The organism is Bacillus sp. V33-4, from assembly GCF_002860225.1.
GTDB lineage: Bacteria > Bacillota > Bacilli > Bacillales > Cytobacillaceae > Bacillus_BJ > Bacillus_BJ canaveralius.
In genome coordinates, this window is sequence record NZ_PGVC01000052.1 from 1 (window position 1) to 16,785 (window position 16,785).

Annotated in this window: 18 protein-coding genes; 7 read left to right on the forward strand and 11 right to left on the reverse strand. The window is 40.8% G+C overall.

The genetic code is table 11. From position 1 onward, the window contains the following. Positions 1 to 175: 175 nt before the first annotated feature. Complete coding sequence (gene mgtE, locus CVD23_RS17835) at positions 176 to 1,552, reverse strand: magnesium transporter (RefSeq protein WP_101577766.1); 1,377 nt, start codon at positions 1,550 to 1,552, stop codon at positions 176 to 178. Between the two features lie 310 nt (positions 1,553 to 1,862). On the opposite strand from mgtE, the gene prpE reads away from it, so the two are divergent. Beyond that, positions 1,863 to 2,600 carry a bis(5'-nucleosyl)-tetraphosphatase PrpE gene (gene prpE / locus CVD23_RS17840; RefSeq protein ID WP_101577765.1) on the forward strand — a complete coding sequence of 246 codons (738 nt, stop codon included), beginning with the start codon at positions 1,863 to 1,865 and terminating at the stop codon, positions 2,598 to 2,600. 74 nt (positions 2,601 to 2,674) lie between these two features. On the opposite strand, the gene CVD23_RS17845 is transcribed toward prpE, so the two are convergent. The 4 genes from CVD23_RS17845 to CVD23_RS17860 all read right to left on the reverse strand — a co-directional run bounded on the left by CVD23_RS17845 (position 2,675) and on the right by CVD23_RS17860 (position 5,517). Further along, complete coding sequence (locus CVD23_RS17845; RefSeq protein WP_101577764.1) at positions 2,675 to 3,574, reverse strand: RluA family pseudouridine synthase; 900 nt, start codon at positions 3,572 to 3,574, stop codon at positions 2,675 to 2,677. Positions 3,575 to 3,585: 11 nt separating this feature from the next. Continuing rightward, entirely contained in the window at positions 3,586 to 4,386 is an 801-nt protein-coding gene (locus CVD23_RS17850; protein WP_101577763.1) for an NAD kinase, read from the reverse strand. Between the two features lie 75 nt (positions 4,387 to 4,461). Then, entirely contained in the window at positions 4,462 to 5,097 is a 636-nt protein-coding gene (locus tag CVD23_RS17855) for a GTP pyrophosphokinase (protein WP_101577762.1), read from the reverse strand. A 54-nt stretch (positions 5,098 to 5,151) separates the two neighbouring features. Beyond that, entirely contained in the window at positions 5,152 to 5,517 is a 366-nt protein-coding gene (locus CVD23_RS17860; RefSeq protein WP_101577761.1) for a hypothetical protein, read from the reverse strand. 191 nt (positions 5,518 to 5,708) lie between these two features. Between CVD23_RS17860 and CVD23_RS17865 the strand changes: the two genes are divergently transcribed. The 5 genes from CVD23_RS17865 to CVD23_RS22075 all read left to right on the forward strand — a co-directional run bounded on the left by CVD23_RS17865 (position 5,709) and on the right by CVD23_RS22075 (position 8,895). After that, positions 5,709 to 6,296: a CYTH domain-containing protein gene (locus CVD23_RS17865; protein ID WP_101577760.1), complete on the forward strand. Its 588-nt coding sequence runs from the start codon at positions 5,709 to 5,711 to the stop codon at positions 6,294 to 6,296. A gap of 27 nt (positions 6,297 to 6,323) precedes the next feature. Continuing rightward, positions 6,324 to 6,944 (forward strand): lytic transglycosylase domain-containing protein, encoded by a 621-nt coding sequence (locus CVD23_RS17870; protein ID WP_101577759.1) that lies wholly within the window; start codon positions 6,324 to 6,326, stop codon positions 6,942 to 6,944. Between the two features lie 186 nt (positions 6,945 to 7,130). Next, on the forward strand, positions 7,131 to 7,535 hold the full coding sequence (locus tag CVD23_RS17875; protein ID WP_101577758.1) for a globin domain-containing protein: 405 nt from the start codon (positions 7,131 to 7,133) through the stop codon (positions 7,533 to 7,535). Continuing rightward, the gene (locus tag CVD23_RS17880; protein WP_245917458.1) at positions 7,536 to 8,402 is read left to right on the forward strand and encodes a ClpXP adapter SpxH family protein; all 867 of its coding nucleotides are present in this window, start codon (positions 7,536 to 7,538) and stop codon (positions 8,400 to 8,402) included. Positions 8,403 to 8,721: 319 nt separating this feature from the next. Continuing rightward, complete coding sequence (locus CVD23_RS22075; RefSeq protein ID WP_180955713.1) at positions 8,722 to 8,895, forward strand: hypothetical protein; 174 nt, start codon at positions 8,722 to 8,724, stop codon at positions 8,893 to 8,895. 116 nt (positions 8,896 to 9,011) lie between these two features. On the opposite strand, the gene pepF is transcribed toward CVD23_RS22075, so the two are convergent. The 5 genes from pepF to CVD23_RS17905 all read right to left on the reverse strand — a co-directional run bounded on the left by pepF (position 9,012) and on the right by CVD23_RS17905 (position 14,923). Further along, positions 9,012 to 10,829, reverse strand: coding sequence for an oligoendopeptidase F (pepF, locus tag CVD23_RS17885; protein ID WP_101577756.1), 1,818 nt, complete (start codon positions 10,827 to 10,829; stop codon positions 9,012 to 9,014). 245 nt (positions 10,830 to 11,074) lie between these two features. Beyond that, the gene (locus tag CVD23_RS17890) at positions 11,075 to 12,271 is read right to left on the reverse strand and encodes a competence protein CoiA (RefSeq protein WP_101577755.1); all 1,197 of its coding nucleotides are present in this window, start codon (positions 12,269 to 12,271) and stop codon (positions 11,075 to 11,077) included. A 148-nt stretch (positions 12,272 to 12,419) separates the two neighbouring features. Further along, positions 12,420 to 13,088, reverse strand: a complete 669-nt coding sequence (gene mecA / locus CVD23_RS17895; RefSeq protein WP_101577754.1) for an adaptor protein MecA — start codon at positions 13,086 to 13,088, stop codon at positions 12,420 to 12,422. A 381-nt stretch (positions 13,089 to 13,469) separates the two neighbouring features. After that, entirely contained in the window at positions 13,470 to 13,865 is a 396-nt protein-coding gene (gene spxA / locus CVD23_RS17900) for a transcriptional regulator SpxA (RefSeq protein ID WP_101577948.1), read from the reverse strand. Between the two features lie 482 nt (positions 13,866 to 14,347). Then, on the reverse strand, positions 14,348 to 14,923 hold the full coding sequence (locus tag CVD23_RS17905; protein ID WP_101577753.1) for a GNAT family N-acetyltransferase: 576 nt from the start codon (positions 14,921 to 14,923) through the stop codon (positions 14,348 to 14,350). 169 nt (positions 14,924 to 15,092) lie between these two features. Here CVD23_RS17905 and CVD23_RS17910 point away from each other — a divergent pair, with 169 nt between their 5' ends. After that, the gene (locus CVD23_RS17910) at positions 15,093 to 15,278 is read left to right on the forward strand and encodes a hypothetical protein (RefSeq protein ID WP_101577752.1); all 186 of its coding nucleotides are present in this window, start codon (positions 15,093 to 15,095) and stop codon (positions 15,276 to 15,278) included. Between the two features lie 58 nt (positions 15,279 to 15,336). Here CVD23_RS17910 and CVD23_RS17915 read toward each other — a convergent pair whose 3' ends face one another. Further along, on the reverse strand, positions 15,337 to 16,524 hold the full coding sequence (locus tag CVD23_RS17915; RefSeq protein WP_101666735.1) for a putative glycoside hydrolase: 1,188 nt from the start codon (positions 16,522 to 16,524) through the stop codon (positions 15,337 to 15,339). Positions 16,525 to 16,785 lie beyond the last annotated feature (261 nt).

Here is a 16,785-nt window from a genome sequence, read left to right on the forward strand (position 1 = left end):
CGGCTACGCCATTATCTGGATGAGAAGGGAAATAATTCTCCTACAAACATTTTACTCATACTGCACTATGATTGTATTGTTAAGTAACACTGCCTAGTAAATCAAGCGATTTCCCCGCATGTGATGCACCAGCGATGTAACCGAAGCGTGCATTTCCACCCGCATCCCCCGAGACTTAAGATAAGTAGCTCATAAATAAGGTAGCCATGCCAAAATAAATCAAAATACTGATAATATCATTAATCGTCGTAATAAATGGCCCTGAAGCTACCGCAGGATCAATCTTTAATCTGTGCATCAACAGCGGCACTAATGTTCCGGCCATTGTCGCAACAAACAATGATGAAAGAATCGACATCCCTACCAAAATACCGAGATAAATATCACCTTGCCAAATATAAACGACAAGTGCGGATAGGATCCCACATGTAGATCCGGTTATAATACCCGTTCCTGCTTCCCGCAAAACCAATTTTAATTTGCTCTCTTTTTCCAAATCTCCAGTTGCAATCCCCCTGACCGCAACCGCCAGCGCCTGCGTCCCAGTATTTCCGGCCATCCCTGCGATTAAAGGAATGAACACGGCGAGGATGGCAACCTTGTCTAATGTATCCTCAAACCGCCCGATCAGGCTCGCTGTGAATGTCCCAAGGAAAAGCAAAATAATCAGCCAGGGCAGCCGTTTTTTAGCTGCTGACAAAGGACTGCGGTCAATCGAATCAAGGTCGCTTATCCCGGCCAGCTTGGAATAATCGTCCGATGCCTCTTCTTCCATAACATCAATAATGTCATCAACGGTAATGATCCCAAGTAAATGGCCTTGAAAATCAACAACCGGAAGAGCAAGCAAATTATAATCACGCATTTTTCTTGCGGCTTCTTCCTGGTCCTCGGCGACCGAAATCGAAACAACCCGGTCTTGCATAATCTCTGATAACATCGTATCGTCAGAACTGATAATCAAATCTCTTAATGAAATAACCCCAACAAGAGTTTTTTGTTCATCAATCACATAAACGTAGTAAATTGTTTCCGCCCTTGGAGCTTCATTTCTTAAAATATGCATCGCCGACCGAACGGTTTGGTTTGCAGAAATGGCAATAAACTCGGTCGTCATGATACTACCGGCTGTATATTCTTCATAATGGAGCAGCTCTTTTATTTCATCAGCGGCTTTATCATCCATAATCGTTAAATAACTGGCAACTTGATCTTTATCCAGCTCATTCAAGACGTCGACGGCATCGTCGGCGTACATATTCGAAAGCATATCTGCAGCGTACGCAGGATTCATTTCTGCTAAAACCTCTTGGTATTCTTCTTCCTCAATTTCTAGATTTTCGAACAAACCGGCCATCTCTTCCGGAGATAGATAATGATAAATGAGCGTCCGTGATTCTTCGTCTAAATCCTGGAAAAATGAGGCCTGGTCATATGGGTGCAGCTCCAAAAACTCGTCCCGGAACTTTTGCATGTTTTCTTCTTTTAATGCATCAAGCAGCAGCTTAATATTTGTCTGATGAAGTGTCTTTTCCTGTTTTTGATCTGTCATACGCTTTTCCTCCCCACTGCTTTATGATAAGCTTTTTCCACTCTTATGTTTATAACAGGAAAATAATCGTGTTGGACATTCGATACTATTTTTCCTTAATGTTTTAATAAATTTTTATAAAGTAATTCTTAACTGGAAAACGAACAAATTATTTTTAAAATAAGAGGCAGCATTATTCATTTCATTCGTTTATTTAAGGTTAACAAAAAATGCTTATGATTAGGGTTTCTTTTAAACATACTAATGATATTTTCTCCTGTATGGTTACAAGAAGCAAACTATCGCAGAAAAATAAAGGAGATTTTTAAACATGAAGCTCGATATAATTGGTGATATTCATGGCTGTTACAACGAGTTTTACGAGCTGACAACAAGACTCGGCTACGAATGGGCTGATGGATATCCGATGCATCAGCAAGAAAGAAAGCTGGCCTTTGTCGGAGATTTAACGGATCGGGGTCCTGATTCTATCCGAACGGCCGATGTTGTTTGCCAGCTGGCTGTTGATAAAAAAGCAGCCTTTTATGTTCCCGGTAATCATTGCAACAAGCTGTACCGCTATTTGCTTGGAAACAATGTTCAAATATCCCATGGGCTCGAAACAACGGTCGCAGAAATCAATGCATTATCAAAAGACGAGCAGCAGCAATTCCGAACAAAATTTATCGAACTGTATGAACAGGCCCCGCTCTATCATGTACTTGATAATGGGAACCTTGTCATCGTGCATGCCGGGATCCGTGAGAATTTTATCAGCAAAAATGATGCGAAAGTAAAATCCTTTGCATTGTACGGGGATATTACTGGAGAAAAACACCCGGACGGGTCACCGGTGCGCAGAGATTGGGCCAAACAATACCAGGGCAAGGCTATTATTGTATATGGGCACACCCCTGTTAAAGAAGTCCGGAAAATCAATAACACCTTCAACATTGACACAGGCGCTGTGTTTGGGGGAAAGCTGTCCGCACTTCGATATCCCGAGCTGGAAATCGTATCTGTTCCATCAACACTGCCTTATGTGGAAGAAAAATTCAGGGAAACGTAATTTTGCTAATCCGGTATCCCGTCAAGTCCAATAACTCAAAAATGCCACCCCGCCAACGTGAGAGGAGTGGTTTCTTATCCGAACATATTGATCACTTGTTGCATATCTTCCGGAAGTGCAGCATGAAAATTCAGCTCCTGCTCAAGAATGGGATGCCAAAAGGCGAGATTGCTGCAATGAAGCGACTGCCTTCTGATATACTGCCTGCTTCCCCCGTACAAATCATCTCCTAATAAAGGGTGTCCAAGATAAGAAAGGTGAACCCTGATTTGGTGGGTTCGCCCCGTTTCCAGCTTGAGCTCAATATGTGTAAACCGTTCGAACCTGGCAAGAACTTTAAAGTGGGTACAAGCATACTGCCCTGCAGCATTGACTTCCCTTTCAATAATGCTGTCAGCTTTTCTTGCGATCGGCTCAAGTATCTTCCCGCTATCTTCAGGAATGTGCCCTTCACACAGCGCCTGATAAACCCTGTTCACCTGTCCGGATCTTTGCTGCTGGCTGAGGAGATGGTGGACATGCCTGTGTTTCGCAATCAGGACGATACCTGAAGTATCACGGTCGAGGCGTGTAACGATATGGGCGGTTGCTTCTATGTCTTTTTCCTGATAATAGCCAATCAGTGCATTCGCCAGGCTGCCGGATGGATGTTCACGTGACGGGATCGTGCTCATTCCCGCCGGCTTAAGAACGATCAACACATATAGATCTTCATAGATGATCGTTAAAGGGATTTTCTCTCCTTGCATCCCTTCGCTTCTCTCTTCTTTCGGAAAAACCACTTCAAGATGATCACCTTGATTCAGAATATAGCGGACCGTTACATCGTCGCTGTTAACCCGAATGTTTCCGCCCTTAAATTTGATATCGGTTAACGCTGTTTTTGAAATGTGATACTCCCGCAAAAATTGGCGAATTAATTTTCCGGAATCCTCATTTGTAATTTCCCATTCAAGCTTAAATCGTCCAGGCATATATTTACCCTCTAATCCTTATCGCTTACAAATGAATCACGGACGCGCTTCCAAAATGGAAACGGCCTGAAGCGGGCAAAGCGGATTTTTTCATCGGCAACCCTGAATTGAATCGACTTCACATCTTTATGCAGCAACGGAAGATGGTCAATCGTGATTTGAAAATCAGCTTCATTTACCGGTTTCAGCATGCACGTATGATGTGCCGGCAAAATGAGCGGTGAACCGATGGTCCTGAACACGCGATTGTTGATTGATGCCATTTCAGCCACTTGAATCGCTGGTAATGACGGATGGAGGATCGCCCCGCCCAGTGCTTTGTTGTAGGCGGTGCTTCCCGACGGCGTCGAAATGCATAAACCGTCGCCGCGAAATCGTTCGAAGTGCTGGCCTCTTATTTCAACATCCATGACAAGCGTTTGTTCCGCACCTTTAACTGTCGATTCATTAAGAGCCAGATAACGGGTTTCTTTGCCGCCATGCTGATAACGAATAATCACTTCGAGAAGCGGGTACTCAATAATTTGGTAAGGAGTTTTCGCAATTGCAATCACGAGCTTTTCAATCTCTTCCGGAACCCAATCGGCATAAAATCCAAGATGTCCAGTATGGACGCCAACAAAAGCCGTTTTATCAAGTCGGCTGCTGTAGCGGTGAAAAGCGTATAACAGAGTCCCGTCGCCGCCGACAGAAATGACGATATCCGGCTCTTCTTCATCATAGACAAGCTCAAAATCCAATAAATATGATCTCATTTTATGCATGAGTGTATTTGACCTTGAATCCCCTTTGGATGTAATCGCAAACTTCATGACTGGATGCTCCTCTTTTTTATAGGAATAAGCGGTTTATAGCTTGTTTTACAGTTTAAAATACCAGCAGGCAAATCACTTTTCCCCTTCCTGCTGCTCTTTTTTTCTAGAAAAGAAGGCCTGGGCATCCTGAATTTCCCCGCGGATTTGGGACATTTCTTCATCCAGCCGAAAAGCGGCTTCTGCCGCTCTCTGCAGCCTCATTTTTATATCCTCAGGAAATTGGCCTCGATATTTATAGTTTAAGGAATGTTCCACCGTTGCCCAAAAGTTCATGGCCAGTGTCCGAATTTGGATTTCGGCCAGAATCTTCTTTTCCCCGTTTATTGTTTGGACGGGATATGAAATGACAACATGGTAAGACCGGTATCCGCTCGATTTTTCATGTGAGATATAATCGCGTTCTTCAACAATTTCAAAATCGTTGCGGTTTCGAAGCAGCTCTACAACCTTTATGATATCGTCGACAAACTGGCACATCATCCTGAGGCCCGCAATATCCTGCATTTCTTGTTCAAGCCTGTTTAACGGGATTCTTTTTAGATTTGCCTTATCCAAAATACTCGCAATCGGTTTAACACGGCCTGTGACAAACTCGATCGGCGAGTAGGTCGTATCAAGTTCAAACTGGGCCCTCATTCCCTTCAGCTTTACTTTCAACTCTTCAACTGCTAGTTTATAAGGCGCTAAAAATTGATCCCAATGCTTCATAAATACTCACCTCATCCGGTTTTCTCTATCTGGATGTTGGAACATTGAAACAGCCTAAAAAACATTTTCGACTTTTTCAACCATTACCGCTCCATAATTGCTGTTTCCTTTAATATTTTCAATCAGGTAGGATAATTCATTATGAAATTGATCAAGCAGCAGCCTCTCGCCGCCACCGGCTGCATATACAGGATACTCCGCATCAAGCGCTTTCTTGATTTCCGGCCAGATCTCTTCCGGAAGCTCAATATATGTATACTCATTATTCATTTCTGTTAAGTAAATAAATGCCAATTGATCCGAGTCAACAAGAATTCGACCAACCGCAGATAGTTCCGCTAATGCAACTGGAAATTTTCCCTCAAGAATTAATTCATTTTCCTTTATAAAAGCTTTTTCGATTGTGATCCTTTTCTTCACGATTATGATACCTCCAAACTCTCTCCATTTTACCACATTGCCGGCATATCTCCTAAAAATTGCAGTGGCTTAAGAAAAACGTGATAATATGGACAACAGAGGCTGCTTATCCAAACTTGGCAGAAATAAGACACATCCGGAGCTTTCCGGTGATCTGATCTGCGGTATTGAAAATGAGAGGACGATCGTTTATGCCACAGCATCTTGAAATTGAATGTAAAAACCTTCTAACGGAAGATGAATTCAACCGGTTGAAGGGATACTTTAAAATAGCTGATTCAGCATTCAGGCAACAAGTTAACTCGTATTTTGATACAAAAGATTTTTTATTAAAACAGAACGGGACGGCTTTACGAATCCGTGAAATAGGAAATAATTTCGAATTAACATTAAAGCAGCCCGGCGGGGAAGGGCTGTTCGAAACGAACCAGCCGTTAACCGCCAATGAAGCTGCTGCAATGCTGACGTCCGCGGCAGTTCCAGAAGGGCAAGTTAAGGAAATTCTTAAACAAATTCCAGTGCCGGTTGCTCTCCTTGAAAATTTCGGTTCACTGACCACCTTTAGAGCTGAAATCGAATTCCGCGGCGGTCTGCTCGTTTTCGATCACAGTTACTATTTAAATATTGATGATTATGAAGTAGAATATGAAGTAGAGGAAAAAAACAGCGGTGAAAAGATCTTTATTGAACTTCTGTCTGCTCATGATATTCCGATCAGGGCAACGAAAAATAAAGTCAAAAGATTTTACGATCAAAAATACATACAGCTAAACTCTTAATTCTGTAGATATTAAAAGGAGTTTTTTATGAACATAGATAAATTAAAGATTATGCTTGAACTTCAGGCGCTGCAAAACTTTAATCAGCCGACACCAACAGCTTCCAACAGCACAATGTTCCAGGACTTGTTGGCAGAATTTCTTTCTGGCCAGGAAACGGCAAATCTTGACTTGCTCCCCGAGAAAGAACACAGTGAAAAATTTAATCAAATGGCGCCGGTCACTATGCCTTCCCTTCCGCCTATCAATCTGACAAAACTGCCGCAGACCCAGTCTGATTATGAAGACATTATCAAAACGGCTGCTGAGCACTATGGGCTTCCGGCTAAATTGATTCAAGCCGTCATTAAACAGGAGTCGAATTTTAATTCTAATGCGGTCAGCCATGCCGGAGCTTCAGGACTGATGCAGCTTATGCCGGCGACTGCCCGCGCTCTTGGTGTAAAAAACGTTTTTGATCCCTATGATAATATTATGGGCGGCAGCAAATATCTGCGGAAAATGTATGACAAATATAACGGCAATATCGAATTAACACTCGCTGCTTATAACGCCGGTCCTGGAAATGTCGATAAGTATTCAGGAATTCCCCCATTTAAAGAAACACAAAACTATGTGAAAAAGGTGACGCAATCCTTTCTGGCATAGAGTGTAAAATAGTTCCAAACGCCTGTTACTGGTAACGGGCGTTTTTTTTGTGTAAATTAGTTAGGAAAGCAAAAACTGCCGGGTGTTGTTGGCATCGCAAGGCTTCTCGGTTGAATCGTCAAAAGGGCACTGTTAAAATAAAGAAAATTAAATAACATAAAAACCTATTCAAAAGGAGTTATGACAATGGTCGAGAAAATGCCGACACCGTTCGATGCCATCGGCGAAAAAACGCTGCACCAGCTGGTGGATGCTTTTTATCGCCGTGTTGGACAGCATCCTGATCTCACTCCTATCTTCCCAAATGATCTTTCTGAAACTGCAAGAAAGCAAAAACAGTTCTTAACGCAATATTTGGGAGGGCCGGCGCTTTATACGGCCGAACATGGGCATCCAATGATGCGGGCACGTCACACTCCATTTGAGATTACGCCAGCCAGAGCAAAAGCATGGCTTTCCTGTATGAGTGAAGCAATGGATGAAACGGGTCTGGAAGGCCAATTAAGAAAAGATTTCTATGCAAGGCTTGTCTTGACTGCCCAGCATATGATAAATACGCCAGATGATACAGAAATAGAGGGTGGGTCCTGAGTGAAATCACAAAAAAACTCGTTCTTATCGTCTCACTGCCACGCTATTGATAAGAGGCCAATCGAAATATATATGTTTGTTGACCCGCTATGCCCTGAATGCTGGGCATTGGAACCAATCATTAAAAAGCTGCAAATCGAATACGGGCGTTATTTTTCGATCAAGCATATTTTAAGCGGCCGCCTCGCAACACTTAATCTTGGCAGAAGAAAAAACTATGAGAATATTGCAGAATTGTGGGAGAAAACAGCCAGCAGATCGGGAATGTCGTGTGACGGCAGTGTATGGCTCGAAAATCCGATTTCCTCCCCTTATCTTGCGTCGATGGCCATTAAAGCGGCCGAGCTGCAGGGAAGAAAGTCAGGAATCAAGTTCCTAAGGAAGCTGCAGGAAGTACTATTTTTAGAAAAACAGAACGTCTCTAACTTTGACGTCTTAAAACATTGTGCAAGAAGCGTCGGACTTGATGTTGAAGAGTTTATAACCGATATCCATTCTGAAAGTGCTTCAAAAGCTTTTCAATGTGACTTAAAAATAACTGCCGAAATGGATATTCAGGAAATCCCTGCTCTTGTCTTTTTCAATGAACAAGTAGAAGAGGAAGGTATCAAAATTACCGGCTCTTATCCTTATGAGGTTTATGTACAAATTTTAGAGGAAATGCTCCAGGAAAAACCGGAACGTAACAGTCCTCCCCCCCTGGAAGATTTCTTGCAACATTACGGGCTTGTCGCTTCAAAGGAAATTGCAGTTGTTTATAATTTATCCGTAAGCGAAGTCGAACGAGAAATGAAAAAACTTTTACTAAAACAACTGGTAGAGCAAATCCCCGTTAAATACGGTATGTTTTGGAAATACAATGATTAACAGAAAAAAGCTCTGCCTCATTTGGCAGAGCTTTTTCTTTACGAACAAAGGGGATGGGAGAAATTTTTCACGGTCAAACAAAGGGGTATATGTTTGTTTGTGATCAACTTCACGTCTGTAATATACCACGAGTTTGGGCGGAGTAGCAATAGTTTGTGTGTTATTTCACAATATTGTCAAAAACAAGTGATGTGATCATGGACAACTGCATATTTATTAGGGTAACTGACATTTCTACATATGAAACCCCGGTATTCACTGTTTCATATAGATGGTATCAACGATGTTTTTAATGTGTTAAAAAAGGAGGAGCCTGATTTTGCAAAATACTATCATAGGAATTATGCTGCTGTTTATCTTAGTTGCTTTTGGCCTTCATTTCCTGGGCCTGATGAAGTTAATTCCTGTTTTCATTAGCGGTCCGCTCTTGTTTATTTCATTGCTTATTTTTTTCTTATACTTAAACGAACGGAAAAAGTTCAAAGGATTTTAGTGTTTATTCGGATACATTTTTTGCGGTGATTACCCATTTTACACCATAAAAAAAGCCGAATTTGAATAGAACATCGTTCAAGTCCGGCTTTTGTTCTGTCTATATGTTACCATGTCTTACGATAATAATTGTTCCATCTCGTTAAGTTTTTCTTCAAAAACTTTACATGCTTCTTCAATCGGCTTCGAGCTTGTCATGTCTACTCCAGCCTTTTTCAATACTTCAATTGGATAATCCGAGCTGCCCGCTTTCAGGAAGTCTAGGTAGCGGTCGACGGCCGGTTTTCCTTGTTCAAGAATTTGCTTGCTCAGAGCGGTTGCTGCACTGTAGCCTGTCGCATATTGGTACACATAATAATTATAGTAAAAGTGAGGTATCCGTGACCACTCGAGGCCAATTTCCTCATCAATTTCAATGTCTTCACGGCCAAAGTATTTTTGGTTTAATTCGTAGTAGTCCTTTGTTAACAAGTCTGCTGTTAAAGCTTCGTGATTCTGTGCTTTTTGATGAATAAGATGCTCATACTCAGCAAACATTGTCTGGCGAAAAACCGTTCCTCTAAAGCCCTCCAAATAATGGTTCAATAAGTATAGGCGTTTTTGTTCATCGTCAATCGTTTTCAGCAGATAATCATTTAATAACGCCTCATTACAGGTTGATGCTACTTCTGCAACAAAGATTGAATAGCCGCCATAAGGATATGGTTGATTTTTGCGTGTATAATAGCTGTGCACGGAATGGCCAAATTCATGGGCAAGTGTAAATAAATTGTTGATGTTATCCTGCCAGTTCATCAAAATATATGGATTTGTTCCGTATGCGCCGGATGAATAGGCTCCGCTCCGCTTTCCTTTATTTTCATGCACATCAACCCAGCGATTCTCAAAACCTTCTTTTAAAACGCTTATATAATCTTCTCCAAGCGGAGCCAGCCCTTTTAAAATGATCTCTTGCGCTTCTTCATAGCTGATTTCCATTTTGACGTCTTTAACAAGCGGAGTAAACAGATCATACATATGAAGCTTATCAAGCCCCAATACTTTTTTGCGCAGCTTGACATAGCGATGTAAAAGGTGAAGATTGTCATTGATCGTATTCACTAAATTTTCATAGACGCTCTCGGGAATATTGTTAGCTGCCAGCGCTGCATGGCGTGCAGATTGATACTTCCGGATTCGCGCATTAAAATTATCCCGCTTGACCGTACCGCTGAGTGTACTCGAAAAAGTATTTCGGTACTGCCCATATGTGTTATATACAGCTTTGAACGCATCCTCGCGAACCCGACGATCCTCGCTCTCCAAAAACCTTATATAGCGGCCATGGGTCACTTCCACTTCTTCACCATTCTCATTTTTAATGCTTGGAAATTCCAAATCTGCATTATTAAGCATGCCAAAGGTCGTACTCGATACGTTCATAATCTCGGAAGCTTCAGCCAATAAGGCTTCCTGCTCGGCCGAGAGCACATGCGGCCTTTGCAGATTAATTTCTTCGAGGGCATGTTCATAAAGCTTGAGGTCCGGTTTTTCTTCCAAAAACTTTTTAAGCTGTGCCTCATCAATTGTCAATATTTCCGGAACAATATAGGCAAGCGCACTGGCTGCCTGGGAATACAAGTTCTTGATTCGGTCATCAAGTGCCTGATAGTGGGAATTGGTTGTATCCTGGTCGTAGCGCATATGGGCATATGTATACAATTTCCCAAGGCGTTCCATTAATTGATCCTGGACTGAAAGGGCTTCGAACAAATGCTGTCCACTCTCACCAAGCGTTCCCTGGTATTTCTTCATTTCTGGAATAAGTTCTTTTACTTGTTGATATTCTTTCTCCCACGCATCATCCGTCGGAAAAATATCTTCGAGTCTCCATGTATCCTCTAAGGTAATTTCATCCCTTGCCGGCAGTTTTTTTACCGCTGTTTCATTTGTCATATTCGTCATCTCCATTTATAGAATTGTGAGAAGAAGCACAAGATTTGTTCAAGATGTATGCTTGAACTCGATCATGACGGTATGCTTCTAAATTCTCGTTGTACAGGGCAATCTCCTTCCTTTAATATAAAGTACCATAACCTGCAAGAAATGCACAAAAACTAAGCAATCATAGCATTTCCGCTGTCTGCACCTGCTGGAAAATGCAAATCCCCTTTTATTGTATGTTCCTGGCGCTTTTTTCATTATAAGTTCCGCATGATGGCAGGCCCGAAATTTCGATACATCAATTCATCCGCTGTTGACTTTTGAGCTGACGTCTCAGGTCTGATAATTTGCTTTAATACTGCTAAATTGTTTTTGTTCCTCCACGCCAGGTAACCGGTATCAACAAGAAGCTTTACATATCCTTGCACAGCTAATGGCCAACTACCTTTTACTAGTGGCAGGCTTCTAATATTAATTTGATTCTTTTTTAATCGCTGTGAAAAACAGTGGTAAAGTTGCTGGATGGATAGAACTTCGCCGCTTCTGTATTTTTGCAGAACATCCATATATAAATATGTTTGCCAAATAAGCGGGGAGGTCTCGATAAACAAACTATTTGCAGTCGGAAGCCCAATAATAGATGGAAGCAGAGAGATGTTTAAGGAATGGCGGTAAATTTCTTTTAAAAAAGATAGGTTTGCGGATTTTGTCCGGCCGAAGAATGTCAGTTTATAACGATCCAACTCTTTTCTCCACGCGTTCAGGGAAAAGGAAGGTGAGCTCGTTGCTGTGAGCAGTTGTTGGATATCGGTTTTTGTCGGGGTTGAGAAGCTGAATTGAACAAATGCATGGCGTGGAGACATCGAAATCGGATGATGGATGGTAATGAATTGATTGGTAACGGGGCAATAGCACAGAAGGTTCCATTTTTCGATATGTTGTCTGAAAAATAAAAAATGAAACTGGGAAAACGATGCTATATCTGCTGTCTTCCGTTTGAGCAGCTTTCCTCCCAGAATCCATATCGGGATCCAATTGAAGCGGAGATAACCGTTTGTCCTGTCGATAAATTGTTTTGAGCTGATCGGTGAACATTGATATTCAAGAGCGATCCTTTTACCTTTATACGTGTACGAGATATCAGCCCGCTGGTTAATTTCAGGAATATAGTGTTCCAGTATCGGCTGCAAGTTCTGTCGTTTAAGCCATGAGTACAGGTTCAGCTTTCCTTCCATATGGTACAGGGATTCCGCTTCAGCTCCGGCAGCAGTACAGATGCTGTCATGATAATGGGAAAAGTGATGGACTTTTTTCGTACCGATTTTCAAAATCAGTTTTTCATCGCAGTGGGGGCAATAAAATTCCTCCCTCTTTCGTAAATCATCGAGGAACTCATATCGATAATGATCGCCGAGTGAAAAATATTCTCCTGTTTTCGTTTTCGCAGTCAGCATATACCTCCTCCTTTCTTTTTTTAATTCGAGCAAGGAAAATAATTTCCTGCCTAAACGAAAAAATTTCGTGTTAATTAACCGCCGCCGATGAAATTTTTCAAAAAAAAAGGCATAAAAAAACCGACTTCAAATTTGAAATCGGTATATGTTATGAAAAGTATTTGCGCAAGGTAACAAAAACGTCTTCCTCGATAATGACCTTTCCGTATTCCTCAATACGGTGAATGGTCATTTGTGTCTCATTGCCGTATTCAAGAAGAACACTGAGCAAATTATCAATTTCTTCTTCTTCCAAATCCTCTTCCGGGAATTCCACATATAGATAATACTTGCCTTCAAATGAATATAGCTTGGCAAGTAATGAGTCGATTCCAGGGCGATGTGACAACGAAATAACATCCTCAAAATCGCCGAACGACAGAAGGAAGTCAAGACTTTCATCTTCCAATGCCTCTTCTTCTATATCCCCTCTAGGGTTAAAATGTTGATCAAGCATTTCTTCAATTCGCTCATCAACAGGAATATCCTTGATTTTTTCATCAGGTACAGGCAATTCGAATTTTTGGCCATCCTTGGAAAGCTGGGCTTTTGTCACAAGAACCTCCAAACCTTTATCAAGCGCCTGAACTTGAATCCATAGAGGCCCTTCAGCAGCAAACTCTTCCTCTTGATGAACTTCATCCATCATTTCCCAGAATAGCTCTTCGCTTCTTTCCCGGTTGTACCAGATCTCTTCGCGGTCGAAGCCTCTTTCCTCTATGTCAACATAGGAAATATAAAACTTTACCGTATGTTCGTTAATACGTTCTATTTCCATCAGGAAACCTCTCCCTTCTTGCAAGTAATGAAGGGACTAAATACCCCCATACAGAAGCTTATGCTAACCTGTTACCCTAAATTAACGGTAATAATCGTATTTTAGTCTCAGGCGGACATTGTTTTGTACCTTGTACTTTTATTTTATGATAAAACATAAAATAAGGGAAATAAAATCTTATAGTTCATAAAAAACCATTACTTGCCTATTTATTTTTATGCTGATTTACCTTCTTTGATCGTCTATTTTCCTTAAAAAAGGGTTGCTTTATTTTAACAGATCTCGCTGTCTAGTACAAATAATCCAAATCGTTTACTTTTATAATACCCCCATATAAAAAACCTCTTCTCCGCAATAAATGGAAGAAGAGGCGGTTACTGTTTAATTTACAAGGCGCTGCGCTTCACGAAGCTGGTAGGTACGAACTTTTCTAGGTAGGAAACGGCGAATTTCGTCCTCGTTATAGCCTACTTGTAATCTTTTCTCGTCGATAATAATTGGACGGCGAAGCAAGCCCGGATTATCTTTAATTAATTCAAACAAATTTTGTAACGGCATTGTTTCGAGATTAACATTTAATTTTTGGAAAGTTTTTGAACGAGTGGAGATAATTTCGTCAGTTCCGTCTTCTGTCATTCGCAAAATTTCCTTAATTTCATCAATTGATAATGGCTCTGAGAATATGTTTCTTTCTCTATATGGAATTTCATGTTCTTCAAGCCATGATTTAGCTTTTCTGCATGATGTACAACTTGGTGAAGTGTATAAAGTAACCATCAGCATCCACACTCCCTTAACAATATATAATAACGCCATGTAAAAGTATTCTTTAATGGAGGTATTTTCTAAAATTAAAATTACTTTAAATAAGTAATTTATATTATGTATTATACACTAATTAAGATTAGTTTGGTACCCTTTTTCAAAGAAAAATGAATTGTTTCTCATCTGAATTTTATGCCAATCCTCCATTAACCTAATAGATAAGACGAATGAACACCTGAAAAGTTTCATTTTTTTACGTTTATTTATAAAATCTCTTCACCCCCGGTGATTTTTCTTAACATCCAAAGCAATTTCCCACATTTATATCCAACTATATCCAAATTTACGCTAGAAAGTTTAGTCAATTTTGAATTCTATTTGTTTATTTACCCTTAGCAAAAAAACTTAAACCTAAAAATAAAAATTATTTTTCATTCTCAATTATTCTCCCAGGAATGAAAATGAGTGATTCTCTTTCGGATCATTTACAGTGATTAAATATTTTCCAATAGGTTGTTTCTATTGTTTTTTTCACCAATTGTTAATACTTCTTCCACAGGCTGATATGATTCTCCATAAAACTGCTTGTCTTTATAGGTATGAATCATTTCATACGTTTCCTTCATTGATTCAAAGATGATTTCTTCAGATTCCTGATTTGGCGCCCAATAGAGAATTTCCATTTCATTTATTTCATTTGTAGCGAGCGAACGGCGGCTATACCCGATCGAGTTGGCGTGCTGGAAGCCTTCCCGTTTATAAAAACGGAGCCTTTTTTCGGTGTCTGTATCTTCATAATTGATCGGCTCTACTTCAAGAATGATCGGCTTTCCTTTCCGCTTCAAGTTCTCAAGTAATTTATGTCCGATCCCTTCGCCTCTTGCATCCTTTGAGACAAACAAATAATCAATAAATACAAAGCGGTCCAGTTCAGCATACATTAAAACATGATGCGGTCCTTCGTCTTTATGATAAATATTTGCCCGTTCTTTCAGCAGCATTTCCATATGCTCTTTTGATTTCATTTCCTCAACAGGAAAATACTGATTCAATTTTTCATACCAATGCATGTACTTGCTCCTTTCAATCATACGCTTGTTCAAAAATTTGCTATCTTAAACCGAAGTATTTGTAGATTTCCCCCTTTCAATACCGCTTCACTTCTTTTACAATAAAAGCAGTGGGATTATTTCATCTTTTTCGAAGACCGTGAAAAAGAACGATGGAGGGTTACATATTATGGGTGGTTACATAATGGATTTAACAATCGTCGCATTGCTGATCGTTGCCATTACGGCGTTAATGGGCGTCCTGGTAAACGGAATTGGCGAAAAAGTGTTTGGTGGCAAGCACAAAACCGAATTTGCCGATCAATCTGCCAGAATGCAAACCGGCTGGAAAACAGTCGGCGGCAAAAAGAAATAGCATTTTTAACATTTGGTCAAGAAACGCTCGAAGCCCATCAACAGGTTAGAGCGTTTTTTTACGGTGTATAATCCACATCACCAGTATATTTATTCCCGGAGTTCCAAAGCAGAAATTCGTTTATACCATTGTCGCTCAGCGCGCGAATTTGTGCTTCGATCTCGGCCTTGCCATAAACCTGATAATTTCCTGGGCCAAGCCAAGTTGCCGTGAAATCCTGCAGCCATGGCCGCGATAGAGGTGGATCGCTCAATTCTGCCAGTTTTGCTTTCTCTAGTTGTGTATAAGCCGATACAATTTCGTATGGTTGAAGATCGGGTTTGCTCACGCCAAAATACGGAGTCCAATGACTCGGGTAAATCATGGAGGAAATGACATCAACGTGTTCGGAAATTCGCGAAAAATTTTGGCCGATCCCCGGCGCTTCAGGCAGTGTCGCAGTATAGCCGAAAATATCAACAGAGACATTAACCCCGTAAGGTTCAAGTTTTTCCTCTGCATACTTTACAAAATCAGTAACGGCACTGATCCGGCTTTCAATGTTGGTACTGCTCGTTGTTTCATATTGCCCTTTCGAATAATTCAACGATGTATCACGAGTCTCAAACCCTTCAGGGAAGCGGACATAATCAAACTGAATCTCCTGAAAGCCCAGTTTTGCCGCCTCAATCGCAATTCCGACATTATAATCCCATACTTCTCCTAAATACGGATTGACAAACGATTCATTCCTGCCATTTTTCCATATTTCATTCCCTTCTTTAAAAGACCATTCCGGCTTCATCGCCGCCAAAACGGAGTCCTTGAACACAACTACTCTGGCAATCGGGTATATCTGTTTCTCCTCCAAAGTTTTTAACATTGCGGCAGGATCTTTTATATAGGGCTTGCCAATACCATGGTAGGTTGATCCCTCTTCCGGCAGATATGTAAGGTTCCCCCGATCGTCTTTGATATCAATAACCATTGCATTTAGGTCCGTATGATCCAGAAGTTGTGTTAACTGATTAAATTTTTCTCCTCCGGCTGAATGTCCAGTTACATAAACTCCTTTAACTGCATCCGGGTATGTAAATTCGTGTCCTGTATCAAACTTAAATCTCGCCATCTCCTCTGGGAGTTCTCTTACAAATGGTAGATGTTCGCGCTTAGGCTGGTTAGCAAGTGTACGCTCATCTTTGGCCACAGCGGCACTGCTGGAGCTGGCAAGCAAGAAAGATACAGCTGCGATTTTCAATAAGTTCATTCATAAACCCCTCTTTCAAACTGGCCATCTATTATTATTTTAAACTCAAATTCTCGATTTATTCATTTATTTCGTAATTACCCATTATTAAGAATAATAGACATGAAATATGAGAATCGCGTCGAAATTTTGCGAAAACTGTTTAGTCATCATTGGATTAGTAAAAATGTTTTCATCACAGAAAATGATCGTTTTAACCTTGGTATGAGTAAAATGTTTGTAGGAGAATTATTTCCCTTCTCATCCAGATAATGGCGTAGC